17 protein-coding genes and 1 pseudogene are annotated in these 21,126 nt (G+C 68.8%); 16 read left to right on the top strand and 2 right to left on the bottom strand.

Annotated features, from left to right (window positions below; genetic code table 11):
• The 8 genes and pseudogenes from ACTHLF_RS17500 to ACTHLF_RS17465 form a co-directional block, all read left to right on the top strand.
• Positions 1-351, top strand: a pseudogene (locus tag ACTHLF_RS17500) (hypothetical protein); the annotation flags it as partial.
• A gap of 13 nt (positions 352-364) precedes the next feature.
• On the top strand, positions 365-1,264 hold the full coding sequence (locus tag ACTHLF_RS17495) for a Wzz/FepE/Etk N-terminal domain-containing protein (protein ID WP_440328963.1): 900 nt from the start codon (positions 365-367) through the stop codon (positions 1,262-1,264).
• Positions 1,224-2,060, top strand: a complete 837-nt coding sequence (locus ACTHLF_RS17490) for a class I SAM-dependent methyltransferase (RefSeq protein ID WP_440328961.1) — start codon at positions 1,224-1,226, stop codon at positions 2,058-2,060. The genes ACTHLF_RS17495 and ACTHLF_RS17490 overlap by 41 nt, the downstream gene beginning before the upstream one ends.
• Positions 2,061-2,104: 44 nt before the next feature.
• A complete protein-coding gene (locus tag ACTHLF_RS17485) occupies positions 2,105-3,265 on the top strand; it encodes an amidohydrolase family protein (RefSeq protein WP_440328969.1) in 1,161 nt (386 codons plus the stop codon).
• A 2-nt stretch (positions 3,266-3,267) separates the two neighbouring features.
• A complete protein-coding gene (locus ACTHLF_RS17480) occupies positions 3,268-3,972 on the top strand; it encodes a class I SAM-dependent methyltransferase (protein ID WP_440328960.1) in 705 nt (234 codons plus the stop codon).
• Between the two features lie 11 nt (positions 3,973-3,983).
• Positions 3,984-5,489, top strand: coding sequence for a B12-binding domain-containing radical SAM protein (locus ACTHLF_RS17475; protein WP_440328959.1), 1,506 nt, complete (start codon positions 3,984-3,986; stop codon positions 5,487-5,489).
• Between the two features lie 13 nt (positions 5,490-5,502).
• Complete coding sequence (locus ACTHLF_RS17470) at positions 5,503-6,627, top strand: glycosyltransferase family 4 protein (protein WP_440328958.1); 1,125 nt, start codon at positions 5,503-5,505, stop codon at positions 6,625-6,627.
• Complete coding sequence (locus tag ACTHLF_RS17465; RefSeq protein ID WP_440328957.1) at positions 6,624-7,841, top strand: glycosyltransferase family 4 protein; 1,218 nt, start codon at positions 6,624-6,626, stop codon at positions 7,839-7,841. The genes ACTHLF_RS17470 and ACTHLF_RS17465 overlap by 4 nt, the downstream gene beginning before the upstream one ends.
• A gap of 124 nt (positions 7,842-7,965) precedes the next feature.
• Here the strand turns inward: ACTHLF_RS17465 and ACTHLF_RS17460 are convergent, their stop codons facing one another.
• Both ACTHLF_RS17460 and ACTHLF_RS17455 read right to left on the bottom strand, forming a co-directional pair.
• Positions 7,966-9,174, bottom strand: a complete 1,209-nt coding sequence (locus ACTHLF_RS17460) for a nucleotidyltransferase family protein (protein ID WP_440328967.1) — start codon at positions 9,172-9,174, stop codon at positions 7,966-7,968.
• A gap of 2 nt (positions 9,175-9,176) precedes the next feature.
• A complete protein-coding gene (locus ACTHLF_RS17455; RefSeq protein WP_440328955.1) occupies positions 9,177-10,613 on the bottom strand; it encodes a B12-binding domain-containing radical SAM protein in 1,437 nt (478 codons plus the stop codon).
• A gap of 114 nt (positions 10,614-10,727) precedes the next feature.
• Here ACTHLF_RS17455 and ACTHLF_RS17450 point away from each other — a divergent pair, with 114 nt between their 5' ends.
• From ACTHLF_RS17450 to ACTHLF_RS17415, 8 genes are all read left to right on the top strand, one after another.
• A complete protein-coding gene (locus ACTHLF_RS17450; RefSeq protein WP_440328965.1) occupies positions 10,728-11,771 on the top strand; it encodes a serine kinase in 1,044 nt (347 codons plus the stop codon).
• Positions 11,772-11,773: 2 nt separating this feature from the next.
• Positions 11,774-13,456 carry an ATP-binding cassette domain-containing protein gene (locus ACTHLF_RS17445; RefSeq protein WP_440328954.1) on the top strand — a complete coding sequence of 561 codons (1,683 nt, stop codon included), beginning with the start codon at positions 11,774-11,776 and terminating at the stop codon, positions 13,454-13,456.
• Positions 13,457-13,490: 34 nt separating this feature from the next.
• On the top strand, positions 13,491-13,691 hold the full coding sequence (locus ACTHLF_RS17440; protein WP_440328952.1) for a hypothetical protein: 201 nt from the start codon (positions 13,491-13,493) through the stop codon (positions 13,689-13,691).
• 46 nt (positions 13,692-13,737) lie between these two features.
• Positions 13,738-14,382 (top strand): carboxypeptidase regulatory-like domain-containing protein, encoded by a 645-nt coding sequence (locus tag ACTHLF_RS17435; protein ID WP_440328950.1) that lies wholly within the window; start codon positions 13,738-13,740, stop codon positions 14,380-14,382.
• A gap of 7 nt (positions 14,383-14,389) precedes the next feature.
• Complete coding sequence (locus ACTHLF_RS17430) at positions 14,390-16,726, top strand: putative bifunctional diguanylate cyclase/phosphodiesterase (protein WP_440328948.1); 2,337 nt, start codon at positions 14,390-14,392, stop codon at positions 16,724-16,726.
• Complete coding sequence (locus ACTHLF_RS17425) at positions 16,723-17,904, top strand: hypothetical protein (RefSeq protein ID WP_440328947.1); 1,182 nt, start codon at positions 16,723-16,725, stop codon at positions 17,902-17,904. The genes ACTHLF_RS17430 and ACTHLF_RS17425 overlap by 4 nt, the downstream gene beginning before the upstream one ends.
• Before the next feature lie 67 nt (positions 17,905-17,971).
• The gene (locus ACTHLF_RS17420; RefSeq protein WP_440328945.1) at positions 17,972-19,198 is read left to right on the top strand and encodes a diguanylate cyclase; all 1,227 of its coding nucleotides are present in this window, start codon (positions 17,972-17,974) and stop codon (positions 19,196-19,198) included.
• Positions 19,199-19,397: 199 nt separating this feature from the next.
• On the top strand, positions 19,398-20,912 hold the full coding sequence (locus ACTHLF_RS17415) for an FAD-dependent oxidoreductase (RefSeq protein ID WP_440328943.1): 1,515 nt from the start codon (positions 19,398-19,400) through the stop codon (positions 20,910-20,912).
• The last annotated feature ends 214 nt before the right edge of the window (positions 20,913-21,126 follow it).

Below are 21,126 nucleotides of genomic sequence, written 5' to 3'. Positions count from 1 at the left end.
TTGCAGGGCTCGATCGCGACGGCGGGCACCGACATCCCGCTGGATGCCTCGAACGTCAACGTCGGCACCGAGTTCCTGCCGTTCCTGCTCGCATGGGGCCCACTCGGCGCGTTTGCCGCGCTGGTGACGCTGTACCTGCTGATGCGCTGGAGCGTGCGGCGGATCGCGGCGTCCTCGTCGCTGTTCACGCTGCTGATCTTCCTGCGCATGGCCTACGTCTGCCTCATGGCGCCGTTCGCGCCGCAGGCGTTCATCTGGATGAACTTTGGCTTCATCGGGCTGTGCCTGCTGCTGCAACTCGTATCGGCGTGCCTCCCGAGCCGCCGCCTGCTCCTAACTTCCCCTCACTGACGACGGCACTGCCATGCAACAGGACGAGATCTACCTCATCGATATGTGGCGCCTGCTGGCCCGCCAGCGCTGGTGGTTCATTGGCGTGTTCGTCGCCGTGCTCGCGCTGGTCGGTGGCTACCTCTCGCTGGCCAAACGGCAGTGGGAGGTGGACGCGTGGATCCAGATCGGCCAGATCGGTGCGGCTCCCACGGGGCAGGACCCGAAGGTGGAATCGCTCCTGCGCGTGATGGAACGGCTGAAGACCGACGATTTCAAGAATGAAGTGCTCAGCGGTGTCGGCATCCCGCTCAAGTCGCCGGAGGCCCGCGTCTACCGGGCGAGCATGAAGCTGGACCCCCAGCCGTATGCCAACCTGCTGCACGTGACGATTCGTGCCTACTCACCGGAAGACGCGCGCCAGCTTGCGCTGGCGACCGTGCAGCACCTGCAGGCGATCCACAAGACGATCGGCTCGGTGCCGCTCGCGACGGCCCAGAAGCGCCTCATGGAGATCGACGGCGAACTCGATGCCGCGATCGCCGACCGCACCCGCTTGCGCGGCGAGATGGGCAACAGCCGCGGCGAGGGCGCGCTCGCCAGCTTCTCCCTGGCTGGGACGGATGCGGGCATCCGCGACCTGCAGCAGGCCCGTTCGGAGATCCGCACACGGCTGGAAGCGAATTACACCTTCGAGACCTCCATGCCCTGGCCGGTCCACGTCTCCGAGAACCCGGTCGCGCCGATGATCCCGCTGGTGGGCGGCCTGGGCGTGCTCGGTGGGCTGTTCCTCGGGGTATTGGCTGCCGTGGCAGCCGATGCCCTGCGCCGTTCAACCCGCGAGCCCGCTGCCGGCACTCACTGGGCAGGTAAACGGCACGGCGGAGAACGCGATGAGTACGAGGCACGACACGGTAGCGCCGACGCCGCTTGATATTCGCCTGCGTGAGACGCAGGAGGCCTTCGACAGCGTCGCGACCGACTATGACGGGCCGCGCGGCAACAACGAGCTGATCCAGCGCATGCGCCATACGCTCTGGGCGACGGTGCGCGCGGAACTCCCCGCCGGATCGCGCCTGCTCGACCTGGGCTGCGGTACCGGCATCGATGCGGTGGAATTCGCCCGCAGCCGCTTCCGGGTGACCGCCAGCGACTGGTCGCCGCGCATGGTGGAGCGGGCGCGCGAGCGCGCACGTGCCGCGGGCGTCAGCGAGCGGCTCGATGCGGTGCATGTCGGTATCCAGGAGCTCGACCGGATCGACGGCGAGTTCGACGGGGTCTATTCCAACTTCGGCCCGCTGAACTGCGCGCCGGACCTACGCCAGGTCGCCACGGAATGCGCGCGGCTCGTGCGCCACGGCGGCAGCCTGGTGTTCTCCGTGATGGGGCGGGTCGTCCCCTGGGAGGTCGGGCATTACGCCATGCGCGGGCGGCTGCGCCGGGCGATGGTCCGTGGTGCGCGCGGGGTCACGCCCGTGGGCATGAACAAGCACACGATCTGGACCTGGTATTACTTCCCGCGCGAGTTCTACGCCGCGTTCTCGGAACACTTCACGCTGAGCAGTTACCGCGCGCTGAGCCTGTTCCTGCCGCCGCCGTACATGATCGACCGCGTGCAACGCCGCCCCGCGTTCTACGAGCGCCTCGGCCGCATGGACGACCGGTTAGGTGGTCTGCCGCTGTTGCGTGACATGGGCGACCATTTCCTCATCGTGATGCACCGCCGTTGAGCGCACGACACGCCACCGGTGCGGTGCTGCGTGGCGCCGTGGCCATGACGGCGCACGGCCTCTCGCGGCACGTGCCCGCACTGGTGGGTGACCGCTTCGCCGCGCGGCCGGTACGAGGCGCGTATGAAGTGGACCTGCGTGAGCACATCGTCATGCCGGCGCTGATCAATGCGCACGAGCACCTGCAGGTGAACGGTGTGCCGCCGCTCCCCGGCGGTACGGTCTTCCCGAACAGCTATGCCTGGATCGAGGCGTTCCAGGCGCACTTCGCGCACCCGGACGTGCAGGCTGCGCTGGCCGTGCCGAAGGCCTTGCGCATGCGCCACGGTGCGCTGAAAAACCTGTTGGCCGGAACGACGTGCGTGGTCCATCACGATCCATGGCACGAGGCCCTGGATGCGGACGATTTCCCGGTGGCGCTGTTGCGCGGGCACGGCTGGAGCTACGCCGTCGGTGGCCCGGCATTCGGGCCCCCGGTGCGCGCGAGCTACCTGGCGACGCCGGCGGATACACCGTGGATCATCCACCTCGCGGAAGGCAGCGATGCCACGGCGCGCGGCGAGCTCGACGCGCTCGACGCCATGGGTTGCCTTGGTTCCAACAGCATCCTGGTGCCCGGCGTGGGACTGGGTGCCGACGGCATGGCGCGCGTCGTCGCGCGCGGCGCCGCGGTGGTGTGGTGCCCCGCGAGCAATCGCAACCTGCTCGGTACCACGCTGGATCCGCGGCCACTCGCGGCGGCAGGCAGGCTCGCCCTCGGCAGCGATTCGCGCCTCTCCGGCGCGCGTGACCTGCTGGACGAACTCTGTGGCGTCCGCGAACGCGACGAACTCGACGCTGCCAGCCTGCTGGGCCTGGTGACTTCCGACGCCGCGCGCATCTTCCGCCTCAAGGATCGCGGCACCCTCGACCCCGGCGCCCACGCGGACTTCCTGGTCTGTCGTGGGAGCGCGCTTGCGCGCGATACATCCCACCCCACGGCAAATATCCTCGACACCCTCCGCCGCGCCGACCTCCGTGCCGTGATCCGCGCAGGCCGCCCCTGCATCGCCGACCCCGACTTCGCCGACTGGTTCGCCGCCACCGGCGTCGACACGGTCGCCGTGACGCTGGATGGCCGGCCCAAACTCGTGGCCGCGTCGCTAGCCGATCCCGCGCTGATGGCGCTCGAGCCCGGCTTCGAACGCATGCACAAGGTGCACTGAGCATGGATGCCGCGACGCCCCTCCTCGATCCCGCACCCGCGTATGCGCTGTGGGCATCCTCGTACCCGGCGCACGCGCATAACCCGGTGATGCACGCGGAAGAGCGGGCGATGCTCGCGTTGATGCCCGCGCGGCTGGAGGGCCTGGACGTGGTCGATGCCGGGTGTGGCAGCGGGCGTTACCTGCGCCATGCCCTGGCGCGCGGTGCGACCACGTTGGTCGGCATCGATCTTTCCGGACCGATGCTCGCGCGTGCGGCGGCCTCGTTCGACGACGCTCCCGCCGGTGCGCGGATCGCGCTCGCCCAGGGCGATCTCACCGCGTTGCCGCTGCCTGATGCCAGTGCGGATGTCCTGCTGTGCGGCCTGGCCGTGGGCCATGTGCCGCGCCTGGACGCCGTGCTGGAGGAATTCGCGCGGGTGACCCGGCCGGGAGCCACGCTGGTCGTGAGCGACTTCCACCCGGTGGGTGCCGCGCTCGGCTGGCGCCGCGATTTCAAGGCCGGGGGGCAACGCTATGCCGTCCGCCACGCCACTCACTACTACAGCGACTGGCATGCGGCCTGCGTGGACGCCGGCCTTGCCATCGATGCGGTCACCGAGCCGATGCTCGACCCCGCCGATATCCCATCCGGTGCCCGTTTCGATCCGGTCGCGCTGGACGTTCCCGTGGCGCTGGTCATGCGCCTTCGCCGACTTGCACGCTGACGAACCCAACGATGCCCCATACCCTGCTGGTCAACCCGACGATCACGTCACGCCAGGGCGCGCGGTTTCCGCTTGCCTTGCTGAACCTGTCGTCCACGCTCGATCGGCATGGCGAAAGCACCATCGTCGATGGCAATGTCGATCGTGACGTGGTCGATGCCACGCTGCGAGCCATCGTGGCGAACAAGGTGGATGCCGTCGGTATCAGCGTCATGGGTGGTCCGCAGACGGCGCCTTCCATCGCGGTTTCCAAAGCCGTGCGCGAGCACCACCCGCACCTGCCGATCATCTGGGGTGGTTACTTCCCCACGCTGTATACGGACACGGCGCTCTCAGCGCCGTATGTCGATTACGCCGTGCGCGGGCAGGGCGAGGAGACCATGCCCGACCTGATCGCCGCGCTAGCCCGCCCGGATCGCGATGTCTCGCGGATCGCGGGCATGTCATGGAAGGATGCCGATGGCCACATCGTGCATAACCCTAACCGCAAGTTCCACCTGGGCGATCCCGGCATCGTGTTGCCGTATGACAAGCTGGGTGATCCGCGCCGCTATCTCGCGCGCACCTTCCTGGGGAAGCGCACGGCGGCGCACCAGGCCGCGATCGGCTGCCGCTTCCGTTGCACGTTCTGCGGTGTGAACGCGATGTTCGGCGGCACGACGCAGTTGCCCGCGGCCGCCCGCCTGGAGCGTGACCTTTCGTACCTGAAGCACCACCTCGGCGCGGATTCCATCCAGTACTTCGACCACAACTTCTTCGATCGCGAGGAAGACATGGTGCCGCTGCTCGAGGTGATGGCGAAGATGGAGCTGCCGTGGTGGTGCTACGCGCGCTCCGATGCGCTGCTAAAGCTCTCCGAGAGCAGCTGGAAGCTCGTACGGAAGAGCCGGTTGAAGATGGCGTATGTCGGCGCGGAATCGCCCAGCGGCGCGATGCTCAAGGAGATCCGCAAGGGCACGCGGCCGGACCAGACGCTCGAGGTGGCGGAACTGTGCCGCCGCCATGGGGTGATCCCCGAGCTTTCGTTCATGGTTGCCCCGCCGGAGAACACCGAGGAGGAAACCGAGCACACGTTCGAGTTCATCCGCGAACTGAAGCGGATCAACCCGGCGTCGGAAATCATCGTGTACATCTACACGCCGCTCCCCGAGAGCAGCAAGCATGAGACAGACCGCGGCAAGCGCGCCACCATGCCGCTGCTCGATCTGAACGGCGAGCCGGTGGTGTTTCCTGCCTCGCCCGAGGAATGGACCGAGAAGCGCTGGGTCGACTATGCCTGCCACGCGGATGCGCCGTGGCTGACCGACGACCTGCGCCGGCACATCCAGGATTTCGTCACCGTGCTGCGCTGCCGTTTCCCGACGGTGCAGGACATGCGCTCGCCATCGTGGGCCAAGCGTGGCCTGAGCGCGCTCGCCTCGTGGCGCTACCATCGCCGCCGCTACGACAAGCCCTGGGAGCTGAACCTTGCCAACCGGCTGGTGAAGCTGCGCCTGCCGCAGGTCTCGGGTATCTAGGGCGAGGGCGGCCATGCGCGTCACCCAGCTCAACCTGCATCCCGCACCCGCCGGCATCTCGCCTGGCGAGCTGTTCCTGCAATGGCCTTCGCTCGCCGATATCCCCGAGGCCGTCGCGGCCGGTGGACCACGGGTCAGCGTGGTGCAGGCCGCATCGAGTGAGTCGCGCTTCCAGCGGCACGGCATCGATTACCACTTCGTCGACCTCGACGGCTTCGCGACCCCGCGTGCACGGGGCAAGCGCATTGCCGACCTGTTGCGCGGCCACCCGCCGGATGTGTTGCACATTCACAGCCTGGCCTGCGCTGAGGAAGCGTTCGCGATCGCCCAGGCGCTTCCGTCGTTGCCGATCGTCCTGCAGGACCATGCCGACCGGGTGCCGTCCTGGTGGCGACGCAGTACATGGCGGCGCTGGCTGCGCCACGTGGACGCCGTATCGTTCACCGCGGCGGCGCTCGCCCATCGCTTCGAGGTCGCCGGCCTGTTTCCTCCGACCATGCGCGTGCTGTCCATACCCGAATCGAGCTGCCGCTTCACGCCGGGCAGCCGTGATGCGGCGCGCGCGGCGCTCGGTGTCGCGGGTGCGCCGATGGTGCTCTGGGTGGGCCATCTGAATGAGAACAAGGATCCGTTGAGCATGCTCGAAGGATTCGCCCGGCTTGCCGCAGTGAATCCTGGGGCGCGCCTGTACTGCGTGTTTGGCAATGCGCCGCTGCTGGATGCGGTGCGTGCACGCATCGCTGCCGACGACCACTTGCGCGACCGGGTCGAGCTCATCGGCAAGGTGCCACACGCACAGGTCGAGACGTTCATGCGCGCCACCGACATTTACATCAGTGCCAGCCACTCGGAGAGCTGCGGTTTTGCGTTGCTAGAGGCGATGGCCTGCGGCGCGGTGCCCGTGGTCACCGATATCCCGTCGTTCCGCGAACTGACCGGCAACGGCGCGGTGGGGCGCCTGTACCCGGCCGGCGACGGCGCGCGCTGTGGCGACGCGCTACTTGCCGTCACGCGCCACCAGCCGCCTCGCGAACTCGTGCGGGAACACTTCCAGGCCCGCCTCTCGTTCCCGGCACTCGGCCGGCGCTGGGCGTCCGCCTACGCCCAGCTCGAATCGGCGCGCAGGTTACGCGCATGAAGATCGGCATCATCCTCCCCGGCGGCGTCGACCGCGGTGGCGAAGAACGCGTCATCCCCGCCTTCCTCGCGCTCATCGAACGACTCGCCCGCCACCACGACGTCCACGTCTTTGCCTTCCACCAGGAACCCCACCCCGCCCGCTGGACCCTCCGCGGCGCCCACATCCACAACATAGGCGACCACCGCCCCGATCCCGGTGCCGACCCCAGCCCTTGTGGGAGCGCGCTTGCGCGCGATAACCCAACGGAGCGAAGAAACCCAAACGCCTGGCTCCGCTGGCGCACCACGCAAACCATCCTGAAAGAACACCGCATCGCCCCCTTCAACCTCCTCCAATCCCTCTTCTCCGGCACCTGTGGCCAGGTCGCCGCCATCGCCGCCACGCTTCTGCGCATCCCGTACTACGTGCACATCGCCGGCGGCGAGCTGGTCACGCTGCACGACATCGGCTACGGCGGCCGGCGTCGCCTGCGCAGCCGCGTCAGCGAGGCCGCGGTCCTGCACGGTGCCGCCGGCGTATCCGCCGCCAGCACACCGATCCTCGACTCGCTGCAAGCGCTTGGCATTAAGGCGCAGCGCATCCCGCTCGGCGTCGATGTCGACCGCTGGCCGGAACTCGCCCCGCGCCCACGCAACAGCGATGTGCTGAAGCTCATCCACGTAGCCAGCCTGAATCCGGTGAAAGACCAGGCCACGTTGCTACGCGCACTCGCGTTGCTCACGGCGCAAGGCGTCGCTTACGAGATGAACATCATCGGCGTCGACACGCTCGACGGCCGCATCCAGGCACTCGCCGACGAACTTGGCATCGCTTCCCGGGTGCACTTCCTGGGCTTCCGCACCCAGGCGGCGCTGCGTCCGCTGCTTGCCGAGGCCGACCTCCTGGTCATGTCGTCGCGCCACGAAGCCGGCCCGCTGGTCCTCCTCGAAGCTGCCGTCCTCGGCGTACCCTCCGTCGGCACCGCCGTCGGCCACTACGCCGAATGGGCACCCCACGCCGCACTCACCGCCGAACCGGGCGACGCACAAGGCCTCGCCGACGCGATCACCCGGATAGCCCGCGACGAAGCGCTACGCCAGAAGCTCGCTACCGCTGCCCATTACCGCGCGCTCACCGAGGATGCCGACGCCACGGCAGCCGCCTTCATCCGCCTGTACACCGCGCCGCACTATTCGCGACCGGCGCCCGCACCCGACGCACACCTCAGGTAGCAACGACCTTGTGGGAGCGCGCTTGCGCGCGATTCCCGGATGCCGAAGAGCTTCAGGGCCTGCGCGGTCGGGCGAAAAGATGTCGCGCGCGAGCGCGCTCCTACAAGGGGGCGTGGGCCTTGAATTACGCCAGTTCGCCTAGCGCGGCGCGGACGACGTAGAGCGTATCCATGCGCGGTACGGGCCGGGTGAGGCCGGTGATGAGGCGGGTGAGGTGGTTGCGGCGTACCCATGTCTGCCCTTGCAGCCATACCTGGGTACGCAGCATGTCGGCGCGTTCCTCGCGGCTTTCCTGCGTGGGGCGTACGCGGTTGATGAGCAGGCGGGTGAGGTCGGCGGGCGTGCGTGACCATTCCGCGCCGGGCAGGAGGTTCAGCCATAGCCGTGAGCAGGAGACGCTGGTCAGGGTCTGGCGGTGTGCCGCGGTGCGGAGCAGGCGGGGGCAGTCGCGGCGGAGCTGGTCGAGCACGCCGCGCGGCACGGTGCCCGGGAAGTAGCGGGCGGCGAGGCGCAGCGGAGGCCACGCCCACCAGGGGGCTTCATCGCCTTGCCACAGCGTGGCCCATTCATCGCGTGGCATGCGCGTGGCGAGCTGGGCGATGTCGTGCAGGTGGAGCAGGCGCAGGCTGCGGCCGCATACGTTGCCGGCGGCATGCAGCAGCAAGTGGGCCATGAGCGCACCGCGCGAGGGATACGGGTTGATGCCGGGCTGCGCTTCCGCGGGCCAGATGCGTTCGGTGATATCGACGGTGCGCACCGGCAGGCGTTCCTGGATGCGTGTGTGCACTTCGATATTCACCGGCGTATCGCGGTGTTCGCCCAGGCCACGCACGGCAAGACCATCGCGTGGCTTGAACACGCTGTGCTTCCACTGGCGGAACGACTCGTCGTAACCCAGTTCCTCGAGCAGGGTCTTCACGACGTGCGCATCGCGCGGCCGCACCAGCAGGTCGATATCGGCCATCGGCCGTTCGCCGGCCACGTAGATACCGAGACCATGCAGTGCCGAGCCCTTCAGCGCGACCAGCGGTAACGCCATGCGTCGCGCGCTGGCGTCGATGCGCGTGAGTAGCGCGGCGACGCGCTGCTGGCGGACTTCCACATGCTCGCGCTGCGTGGCGAGGAAATCCTGCCAGCCTTCCGGTGCCCAGGTGGAGAACCCGGCAAGCAGTGGCGATATGCCGTGCGCGACCGCGGCGGCACCGGCGAGACGCCATTCCAGCTCACTCCACGCGGGCTGCGCGGTACCGGAACGGCCAAGCGCGAGTTCGTTGGCCAGCGCCTCGGTGGTGAGGGCCAGGCCGCGCTTCAGTACCGGCAGGGGCGGCAGCATGCTCATGCCCCGGTCGCGCGGCGCGCCCACGCGGCAGGCGTGGGTTCGGCGTTGCGGTGCAGGTGCTCGCGCGCGAGCAGTTCGGCCCAGTCCTCATCGAGATCCTGCCCCGGGTCGGTGACTTCCCGGTGCAGCAGGTCGCGCACTTCGCGGTAGAACGTCGTGTCGTACGCCCCCTGGAACATCCTCGCCAGGTCGCCGCTATCGTCCCACTGAGTCTTCCGGCCGAGCTGCGCGCGGACTTCTTCAAAGAACTTCGTGCCGGGCAGGGGATACGACACGCTCACGCCGATATCGTCGGGGCTTGCCGCCTGCACCAGCGTGCGCGTGGCGAGCAGGTCATCGAGTTCCTCGCCGAGATAGCCGAGCTGGATGAAGAAGCCGACGCGAATGCCGTGCGCACCCAGCCGCTGCCGCGCGGCGATGAGGTCCGGCACCTTCGTGCCCTTGGTCATGCGATCGAGCACGCGCTGGCTGCCGCTTTCCGCACCGATCCACGCCTCGACGCAACCGGCCGTGGCGAGTGCGGTGGCCATGCGTTCGCTGGAGAGATCCGCGCGGGTCTGGATCATGAAAGGTACCGAGCCATCGGATGCCCGCACTTCGGCGGCGAACGCGCTGACCCAGTCGATGTGGAAACCGAAGATGTCGTCGGCCATCCAGATATGGTCGGGCGCGTACGTCTGCTTCAGGTAGGTCATTTCTGCGGCGACATCCTGCGGGGGGCGCTGGTTGTAGTGGTTGCCCCAGATCGGCTTCGCGCACCAGTTGCAGCGGAACGGGCAGCCGCGCGAGGCGGCCATGTTCAGGCTGAAATAGCCGTGCCGCTCCATCCACAGCGCGCGGTAGCGCGGCATGTCGACAAGGTCCCACGCGGGCAGGCCGCTGATGCGCGGATCGGGCGGGACGACGCCGAGGCGCGTGACCCTCGTGCCGGCGGGCGAGCGCGTGGCGATGCCTGCCACGCCTTCGGTCCACGCCTCCGGATCGATGATCGGATCGCGCTCGAGGCGGTTCACCAGCTCGATCAGTGCGCCGATGCCTTCACCGGTCAGCACCGCGTCGGCCCCGGCGGCGAGGAACGCCTCGGGATGATCCGATGCATCGGAACCGGCGACGAGCACGCGCGCGCCATCGGCTTTCGCTTCGCCGATCATGCGGCACGCCGCATCGCGCATGTTGCCGAGGCACATCTTGGTGAGGAAGTTGAAGTTGTCCTCGTAGAACACGACGAGCTGCGGGCGCTGTGCCTGCGCGATGGGTGCGAAATCCTCGACGCCGTCGGCGAGCATCGCGTCGAACAGCCCCACCGCGTGTTCCATGCGCCGCAGCAGGGCGGCGATCTGCAGGGTCGCGAGCGGCGGGTAGGGTTTGCCACGCTCCCACTGCTTGCGGTCGTAGCGCAGGAAGTAGGAGTGGCCTACCAGGATGTTCAGCATGGGGTGAACGCCTTTCGCGTCATGCGGGATAGGCGTGAGTGCCCCGGTCCCCCGGGCAGGTTGCCGGGCCCGGTGGCACAACCTTCCAGGCGGGGCCGGGCACCTACGGCGGTTATCCCGGCGAACGCGACGATGGCCCACACCGATCCATTCGATGCCCCCGAGTTCGCCGACCCGTTCGGGGAGCGCATGCGGCTGGCCCATGCCCGCAGCTGGCCCGTGCTTGGCGCCTCGTTCGTCTTCGCAAGCAACAGCGAGGCGCTGCTCGCGATCGCCGGCAGCGCCTACGAAGGGCTGCCCGCCCACCGCCTGGCGCCGGTACCGCCGGTGTTCCACATCGAGCTGAGACTGGTGCCGGCCCGTGCCGGTGGCCCCTCGGAGCCTCCGCCCGTGCAGACCTCCTCGGGCGGCGGGATGGTGATGGGTATCGTCGACGCCTCGAATCACGTCATCGTCTCGCCTGCGCAGCGGCGAGCGGTGGTGACCGTGTCCGAAGACCGCCTCGTTTTCGCCTACCACGTACGCTACGAGCTGATCGAGTTCGCGGTGTACCTGCTGGCGGCGCGCGGCCAGGACCTGGTCTCGCTGCACGCGGCATGCATCGGTGGCGAGGGCCGCGGCGTCCTGCTGCTCGGACCATCCGGTGCCGGCAAATCGACCTTGACCCTGCAGGCTGCGCTCGACGGGTATGACGTGCTCGCGGAGGATGGCGTATTTGTCGAGCCGAAACGGCTGCGCGCCACAGGCGTGCCGAACTTCCTCCACGTGACGGATGCGAGCCTTGCGTGGCTGGATGGACCGGCACGCCGGCAGATCATGGCGTCACCGCGGATCCGCCGGCGCAGCGGCGTGGAGAAGTTCGAGATCGACCTGCGTGGCGGCGGGATGCGCCCGGCAGCGGAGCCGCTGGACATCGTCGCGACGATGCTGCTTTCACCACAGCGCACGGACGGGCCGTTGCTCGAACCCATGGCGCGCGATGACGCGATCGTGCGGCTCACCGAAGACCAGCCGTACGCGGCCCGCCAGCCGGGCTGGCGGCGCTTCATCGACACCGCGTTGCTCCGCGGCGCGTGGGTGCTGCGACGCGGACCGGATCCGCGTGCGACCTTGCAGGCACTGATGCCGTGGCTGGACGTGCAGGAAGCGGTGGGCTGAACATGCGCGGGCCATCGGCATGGCGAGGGCTGCTGGCGCTGCTGCCACATGCTGAACGCATCTCCCTGCTGGTGTACGCCGCGCTTTCGGTGGGTGCGGCAGTCAGCGGGAGCCTTTCCGCCGTGCTGCTGGTGCCGCTCGTGCAGCCGGGCCACGCGGTACCGTTCGCGAGTCCCGACCTCACCCTCAACGCCGCCGCGTTCGCCGCGAGCGGCATACTCTTCGCACTGCTGCGCTGGCAATCCGCGCGGCTGGGCGCCGCGCAGGTCGCGCGGCTCGCCGTGCGTTTGCGTGGCGACGTGCACGCGCACCTGTTGGGCGCGAGCCTGCCGGAACTGGCCGGTGCGAGTTCCGCCGAGATCGCCAACGTCCTCACCTTCAACAGCGAACTGCTGGTACAGGGCCTGGGCGCGATGCAGCAACTCGCCGTGGCCGTGCTCACCTCGCTGGTGAGCATCGCGTTCGCGCTCTGGATCTCGCCGGTACTGATGTTCACGATCCCGCTGTTACTCGTGGCGATCCTGCTGACGTCGCGCGTGACCGGACGAGAGCATGGCGAGGTCAGCCGGCGCTACGTCGCCGACATGACCGATCTCTTCTGGCACAGCGAGGACTTCCCGCGGCGCCTTCGCCATGTCCGCTCGTTCGGCAGGGAAGCGGCGGAGCGGGCGAGTTACGGCGATGTCTCCGGTCGCCTCGGCCATGGCTACCGGCGCCAGCTCGAACTGGTGGCGTCGAGCCGGCTGGTGCTCGAACTCGGTGCCGCCGTCGGCATCCCCGTGGTGTTTCTGCTGGCGGATCGCTCGCACGGTATCGATGGTGCCGCCCTCGTGGCCGTCGGCCTGCTGCTCGGTCGCCTGCTGCCGTACCTGATTTCCACCCGGCAGGGCTTCCAGCAGCTGCGGTCCGCCGAGCCGGCGCTGGCGCTGTGGCAGCGCTACATGGCGATGGAAAACAGCGCGCCGGCGCCCGATGCGCACGACGGGTTGGGTGAGGTCGTGATCGAGCGCATGCGTGTGAAGCCCCCGCGTGAAGGCATTCTCCTTGAAGGGCTGGTGCTGCGGCCGGGCGAACTGGTGCTGGTCAGCGGGGACTCCGGGATCGGCAAGAGCAGTCTCGTCGACGCATTGGCTGGCATGGCGCGGCCGGACCTGTTCATGGCCAGCCGTGATGGCGTGCCGCTCACCTACGACGCCTGGCGTACCCGCTTGGCGCGCGGTGCCTATGTCAGCCAGGGCGTGCGCCCCTGGCAGCGTCGCGTGCGCGAGGTGCTCGCCTGGGCGGACCCGGAGGCCTCCGACGAGACCCTGCGCGAGGTGTTGCGCAGCGTGGGCCTCGCACCGCGCATCGACGCGGCACCGGAAGGCCTCGACCTCGCCGTGCACGGTGAGTCCAGCCGCCTCTCGGGCGGCGAGCTGCAACGGCTGATGCTGGCCCAGGTGATCCTGCGCCGGCCGGTGCTTGCGGTGCTGGACGAAGCCACCAGCACGCTCGATGCGACGGCCGAGCTGGCGGTGCTGCGTGGCGTGCGGGCCAGCCTGCCGGATACCGTCATCGTGGTGGTCTCGCACCGCGATGCCGTGGCCGCGCTGGCGGACGTGCATGTCCGGGTCGTCGGGGACCGGGCGAATGTCGAGGCCATCCCTCCCATTCGGACTATTGTTCCTTCACGCCGGCCGGCCTAACGTCGGTGGCGACGACAGCGGGGGGACCGCCCACATGGCAGCCAGGCGCACGATCAGCATCCTTTTCGCGGGCATGGCGCTGGCCATGGCCTGCGGCAGCGCCGGCGGCCTTGGCCAGCCATCGTTCGACAGCGTGGCGGTACGGCACCGGCCGGACCCCTGGCACAGCGATCCGTGCGGCCCTTCACGTCCCATCGCCGGCATCTGCCGCATGCTGCGCCCCGTTAGAGGTTGAACCGCCAACTGGGCTAGGCTAGGGCCCCGTCACCAGGGGAATCCTTATGCGCTGCCTGCTCGCCGTCGCGACGCTATCCATGCTCACGTCCGCCCCCGCGCTTGCGGGCCGCGTCGCCATCGAGGTGGTCGATCCCGCCGGCAAGCCGATCCCCGATGCGGTCGTCACGCTCGCACCGAACCCGGGCACGCCCACGCGCACGCCCGCGGCGGAGACGCGCTACGTCGACCAGAAGGACGAGACCTTCATCCCCTATGTCACCGCGCTCCGCGTGGGCGATAGCGTCGTGTTCCGTAACAGCGACATCACGCGCCACCACGTCTACTCGTTTTCGGCGCTCGAGAAGTTCGAATACATGCTCGCGCCAGGGGAAAGCTCGACCCCGCTGGTGATGAAGAACGCGGGCAACGCGGCGGTCGGCTGCAACATCCACGACTACATGCTCACGTACCTCTACGTCACGAAGGACCAGGAGATGGCGGTGACCGACGCGAAGGGCAGGGCCAGCATCGATGGCGTAGCAGCCGGGCAATACAAGGCGCACGCGTGGCATCCGCAGCTGCGCCCGGGTGTGACGTTGCCGATCCAGGGCGTGACGGTGGCCGAGGGTACCGGTGCGACCGTGCGTTTCGTGCTCGCGCTCCTGCCGAACCCGCGCGGGCCGATGGATCGCGAACACATCGGTTACTGATCCGCCCATGCGGGTACCTGGTTTCCGCACGCGGCTGGCGCTGTTCTTCGTCGCCACCCTCATCTTCGTGCAGGGCGTCACCGCCGTGCTCGGCTACACCGTCGCGCGCGGCGAACTCGTGCAGGAAGGCGGCCGCCAGCTGTCCGCGAATGCCCGTGCGTTCGTGGCGCAGATGAACGACCTCTCGGCCAGCGTCGCCAGCGGAGTGCAGATCATGTCGCTCGATTACGGCCTGCGCTCGGCGATCGCGGCGAGCGACCGCGACACGATCCTCTCGGTGTTGCGCAACCATGGCCGCCGCGTGGGTGCGGCTCGCATGCAGCTGCTGCATCTCGACGGCAGCGTGCAGGTCGATACCGCGGGCACCGACGAAGGCAAGCCGTTCGCATGGCCCGACCTGCTCGCACGTGCGTATGACGAACGCACCGCGGCGATCGCCGTCGCGGATGGCAAGGCGTCATGGATCGTGGTGGTGCCGATCTATGCGCCGCAGCCGGTCGGCCTGGTGGTCGCGAGCATTCCCGTGGACGACGCGCTCATCGCACACATGCAGCAGCTCTCGGCGTTGCCGCGCGACGTGGAACTCGCCACGCCGGTGCACGACGGCTACGCGGTGATCGCGCGCGGCACTTCGCATTCCGAACTGACCGCGCAGTACCAGGGTCCGGGCATGCACCTGCCGTCGCAGCCGAGCCTCGCGAGCATCGCCGGGCGCGAGTTCCTCGTGCTCGCGCAACCGCTGACCCAGCCACGCGGCGGCAGCGCCGTGTACGCGGTGCTGGGTTACTCGCTCGACGACGCGCTGCACCCGTTCCAGCCGGTGTGGAATGCGTGGCTGGCGCTGTTCCTGCTGGCGCTCGGCGCCGGGTTGCTCGTGGCCTGGCTGGTGGCGCGTGGCGTATCGCGTCCGGTGGAAGCGCTCGCCGCTTCCGCGCGCCGCATCGCGGGTGGCGATTACCACGATGCCCCTGAAGTGCGTCGGCGCGACGAGATCGGCGAGCTCGCGACGGCCTTCCGCACGATGGGCGATGCGGTCCGCGAACGCGAGCTGCGCATCCGCCACCAGGCGCTGCACGACGAAGTGACCGGCTTGCCCAACCGCGCCGCGGCGGAAGACGCGATCGACGGTGATCTCGCGGCCGCGCCTGGCCAGGCGGGCGCCTTGCTGATCGTCGGCGTGACCCGCTTGCCGGATATCGTAAAGACCGTCGGCCACGCGCTGGCGGACCGTTTGATGCGTGATGCGGGCGAGCGCCTGTGCCATGTGGCCGGCCAGCACTTCGTCGGCCGCGCCACCGATACCCAGTTCGCGGTGTGGTTGCGGGGCGCGGATCGAGCCGAGGCGATCGCCGCCGCGTTCCGCATGGTGGATGCGCTGGGCCAGCCGTACCAGGAGGCCGACGTCAGCATGGACATGGGGCCGGCGGTCGGAATCGCGCTCGCACCCGCGCACGGGGAACGCGCCGCGCCGCTGCTGCGGCGTGCCGAGGTGGCCGAGTTCGCCGCGCTGCGTTCCACCCGTGGGGTGGATGTGTACGACCCGCAATCCGACCCGCACCGCCCGGAGCGCTTGTCGCTGATGAGCGAACTGCGCGCGGCGATCGATGCCGATGCCCTGGAACTGTGGTTCCAGCCGAAGCTTCGCCTGGCCGATGACACGGTGGACGCCGCCGAGGCGCTGATCCGCTGGCACCGCCCCGGCCGTGGGATGGTGCCGCCCGAGCTGTTCATCACTGTCGCGGAAGAGACCGGCAACATCGGCCGGCTGACCCGCTGGGTGCTGGCGCACGGTATTGCCCACGCCGCTGAACTGGCGCACGCGGGGCATCCCATCAAGGTGTCGCTGAACCTAAGCGCCCGCGATATCGGCGACCCGGGCCTGCCCGACCGGGTGGGCGAGTTGCTCCACGCGCACGGCGTCCCGCCCACGGCCATCGCCCTGGAAGTGACCGAGAGCGCGGTGATCGGCGAACCCGAAGCCGCCCTTCAAGTCCTCCGCCGGCTCGCCGATATGGGTATTGAGATGGCGATCGATGACTTTGGCGTGGGCCAGACCTCGTTCGCCTACCTGCGCCGCCTTCCCGTCCGTGAACTGAAGATCGACAAGATGTTCGTCCAGCACCTCGCCACCGACCCCACCGACCGGACCATCGTGCGTTCGCTGGTGGAGCTCGGCCATCGCCTGGGTTACCAGGTGACCGCGGAAGGGGTCGAGGACGCGGACAGCATGGCCTTCCTCGCTTCGGCGGGATGCGACCATGTGCAGGGATACCACGTCGGCCGCCCGATGGATTTCGCTTCCTTCGTGGCGCGCCTCGGTGCGCGGGGCCCGGGTGGGGCGTGACGCGGCGCCTGCTGTTCGCGTTCGCCCTCGCAAGCCTGGCCCCATCCTTCGCTACGGCGCAGGAGGTGAAGCTGCATGCGTTCGCCGATGCGCGGCTGGTCGATGCCCCCGACGACACGAGCTTCATCAACGGCGGCACGGGCCGCACGCGCTACGGTGACGATGCCCATGGCCTGCGCTTCGGTGCGGCGGGCGTGGTCGCCACGGCGCAACTCACGCCCGCCCTGTTTGCACTCGCGGACGTACAGGTCCAGCGCACCGACCGGAACGACTGGCAGGTGCCCGAGGCGTACCTCCGTTATCGTCCGCTCTCGCTGAGCGCGTGGCGTCTCGCGTTGAAGGGCGGTATCTACTTCCTGCCCATTTCCCTGGAAAACGATGGCATCGGCTGGACGAGCCCATGGACGATCACGCCTTCCGCATTGAACAGCTGGGTGGGGGAGGAGATCCGCGGCATCGGCGCCGATATCCGCGAGGAATGGCGTGGTGACAGCGGCACGGGGACCTTCGGCGGCGGGCTTTTCCGCCACAACGATGTCGCCGGCCGCGTGCTCGCGAAGCGTGGCTGGTCGCTGAGCGACGTGACCGTCGGCGTGGGCGGCGACCTGCCCGAGCCGGCGGAGGAAGGGCACAGGGAAAGCTACGCCCCGTTCCAGTCGATCGGGGGCCGCACCGGCTGGTACGCCGATGCCGGCTGGAAATCGCCGCAGGGCGTGGAACTGCGCGCGCTGCGCTACGACAACCGTGCCGATCCCTCCGCGTACCGCCTCTACGATGGCGATGAGCGCATCTATGCCTGGCGTACGCGCTTCTGGTCGCTGGGCGCGCAGGCCGAGACCGGCCCCGTGACCTGGATCGCACAGGGCATGGACGGCGACACGACCATCTGCCCGTCGGGTGGCTGCTTCCGCATGCGTTATCAGGCCGGCTTCCTGCTGGCTGGATGGAACCGCGGCGCCTGGCGGCCGACGCTGCGCTATGAAACCTTCCGCACCTGGCCCGACGGCGAGCGCGGCCACGCGCTCACCGCCGCGCTGAACTGGCGCCCGCTCGACTGGCTAAGGCTGAGCGCCGAATGGCTGCACGTGGACGCCACCCGCGCGGAGCGCACCGATTTTGGCCTGGGGCCGCGCGAGCGGGGTAACCAGGTGCAGTTGCTGGCGCGGTTGTTGTACTGACCGCACACCGTCTATCGTGGTCCTGCGGGAGTCTGCCCGCGCCACACCGTTCAACCTGGGGCATCGCGTGGAGCTGGACATCTGGGAGCGCAAATACAACCTCGCCCTGGAGCGGATGGAGCGCGACGAGCGCGACTTCCGCGCCATCGAGGAGAGCCTGCGCCGGCTGGTCCTGCGCCTCTCCGCGCTGGCCCGCGGCCAGAGCGATGCCGCCGACCGCCTGCTCGACCAGCTGGGTGAAGGGCTGCGCCAGTCGTGTGCGCCCGAGGCGCTGGAGCCCCTGCTGGACGGCCTGGCCGAGGCCGTCGCCGCGCTGGAGCCGCGCATCGTCGAGGCGGTGCATGACGTGCCGGCGGCCGCGGATAGCGCGGATCCGATCCCTGCGGCGGTGGTGCATGCACCCGAAGACGCCGAGGCGATCGCCGCACTCCGCGCCGACGTCGCGAAGCTGCAGAACCTGCTGGCCGAAGTCAGCGGCCGCCTGGGTGACATGACCCGCTACCTGGTCGCCGAACTCGAGGACGCCACCGCCGGGAGCGATCCGGGACGGATGCTCGGCGAACAGGTCAGCGAAGAGATGCGCCAGCTCGCTGAGCAAACGCTCGAAGCCAGCGACGTCACGGCCCTGCGTGAGCAGGTCACGGCGCGGCTTGCGGTGATCGACCAGCACTTCCGCGATTACCGCGAGCGCGAGGATGCGCGCATGACGTCGTATCGCGAGCGCGCCGAGCGCATGCGCGATCGCGTCGAGGAACTGGAGACCCAGGCGACCTCGCTGCAGGATTCCCTGCGCCGCGAACACGAACTGGCGCTCACCGATCCACTGACAGGCCTGCCCAATCGCCTCGCCTACGAACGGCGCATGGCCGAACTGGAAGCCGAGCTGCGCGAGGGCAGGGCCGTCGCCTGCATCGGCGCCTTCGACATCGACCACTTCAAGACGATCAACGACAGCTTCGGCCACGCGGCGGGCGATGCCGTGCTGCGCATCGTCGGCAACGCGCTTTCCAAAACATTGGACGGCCGCGCGTTTGTCGCCCGCTACGGCGGCGAGGAGTTCGCCGTGGTGTTCGCCGGCTATACCGCCGACGACGCGCTCGCGATCGCGCGCGACCTCTGCGCCACGGTCGAGGCGCTGGCCTTCCACGCCAGCCAGAAGCCGGTGAAGGTCACGATGTCCGGCGGCCTGACCCGGTTCGCCCCGAACGAAACCGCCGCCACCGCCTTCGACCGCGCGGACCGCGCCCTCTACGCCGCCAAACGCGCCGGCCGCAACACCTGCGTGGTCCTCTGACCGGAGTGCAGCCCTTGTGGGAGCGCGCTTGCGCGCGATGCCCCACCCCGGGACGCTAACAAACCAAACACGCGAACCCCGGCATCCTCCACACAGGATTCCTTCAATCCCCGGCGCCCCGGAACGTCCAGACTCGGCGGCGCCGTCTTTTTAAAGACACCAGCCGCTTCGAGCGTCCCCGCGCCCCTAGGAGCCCGCCATGTCCGATGCCGCCGAGAAGCCGTCCGGCCCCGACTTCAGCCAGGGTGTCCCGGTCGCGTCCGTACCCGCCGACGGCGTGCTGGCCGGCCATGTCGGCGATGACGTGGTCATCGTGGCGCGCACCGCCAGCGGCTTCGCCGCGATCACCGGCACCTGCAGCCATTACGGCGGCGCACTGGGCGAGGGGCTGCGTGTGGGCGATACCGTGCATTGCCCTTTGCACCACGCCTGCTTCGACCTGGCCAGCGGCCGCGCCTTGCGCGCGCCTGCGCTAACGCCGGTGGATCGCTGGCGCGTCGACGAACGCGACGGCAAGGTCTTCATCACCGAGAAACTGCCCGCGCCCGAGCCGGCCGAGCCGACCGATACACCGGACCGCAACATCGTCATCATCGGCGGGGGCGCCGCAGGCTTCGCCGCCGCGCAACGCTTGCGTGACCTTGGCTTCGATGGGTCGATCACACTGATCAGCGACGACGTCGACGCGCCGTACGACCGGCCGAACGTCTCCAAGGACTACCTCGCCGGCACAGCGCAACCCGAGTGGATGCCGCTGAAGGACAAGGCGTTCTATGAGGACCAGCGGATCACGCTGCGACTCGATACGACGGTGGACCACGTCAACGCCGAGCATTGCACGGTGACCCTGGATTCCGGCGAGCGCCTCGATTACGACACGCTATTGCTGTCCACCGGCGCGGATCCCATTCGTCCGGATGGCCCGGGCTTCGACGATCCCAGCGTTTATACGGTGCGCACGATGCAGGATGCGCAGGCGATCATCGCTGCCATCGAAGGTGGCGGTCCGGTCGCCGTCCTTGGCAGCAGCTTCATCGGCATGGAAGTCGCGGCATCGCTTCGCGAGCGCAAGGTGGAGGTGCATGTCATCGGCCCTGACGCGGTGCCACTCAAGCGCGTGCTCGGCGAACAGCTCGGTTCGATGATTCGCACGCTGCACGAAGAACACGGGGTGATCTTCCACCTTGGGAAGAACGCGACCGGCTACGTCGATGGTGCGGTCACGCTGGATGACGGCACGCAGGTGAAGGCCGCGAAGGTCGTGCTCGGCCTGGGTGTGCGCCCACGCCTCGAGCTCGCCGAAGCAGCCGGCCTGCAGATCGACCTGGGCGTCCTGGTAGACGCCACCATGCGTACGTCCGACGAAGATATCTACGCCGCAGGCGACATCGCCCGCTTTCCCGGCCTGGACGATTCACGCCAGCGGGTCGAACACTGGGTGGTCGCGGAGCGTCAGGGGCAGGTCGCCGCCGCGGCGATGCTCGGCTTCGATGAGATCTATAACGAAGCGCCGTTCTTCTGGAGCATGCACTACGACACGAGCATCCGTTACGTAGGCCACGCACTGGAGTGGGACAAGATCGAAGTCATCGGCTCCATCGCCGACAAGGATGCCGAAGTCCGTTACAAGAAGAACGGCCGCGAGCTGGCCGTAGCGACGATCAACCGCGACAAGGCGTCGCTGGAAGCCGCGGAGCGCCTGGCAAATGCCTGAAACGTAGGAGCCCACCCTGTGGGCGACATCTTTCGCCTCTGCCCCCGGTAGGTCCGGCATTGTCGCGAAAGGCGTCGCCCACAGGGTTGAGGTGGCCGGCTTTTCCTGGACCACCCGCTAGGAGCGGATGGCCGCCCGCCGTTCAAACTCGGCGGGCGGAAGGTAGTCGAGCGTGGAGTGTAGCCGCTCGTGGTTGTAATACCGGGCGACGAAG

Source organism: Luteibacter sp. (assembly GCF_051958795.1).
GTDB lineage: Bacteria > Pseudomonadota > Gammaproteobacteria > Xanthomonadales > Rhodanobacteraceae > Luteibacter.
Note: the sequence above shows the minus strand (reverse complement) of the source record. Positions and strands in the feature narration are given on the sequence as shown.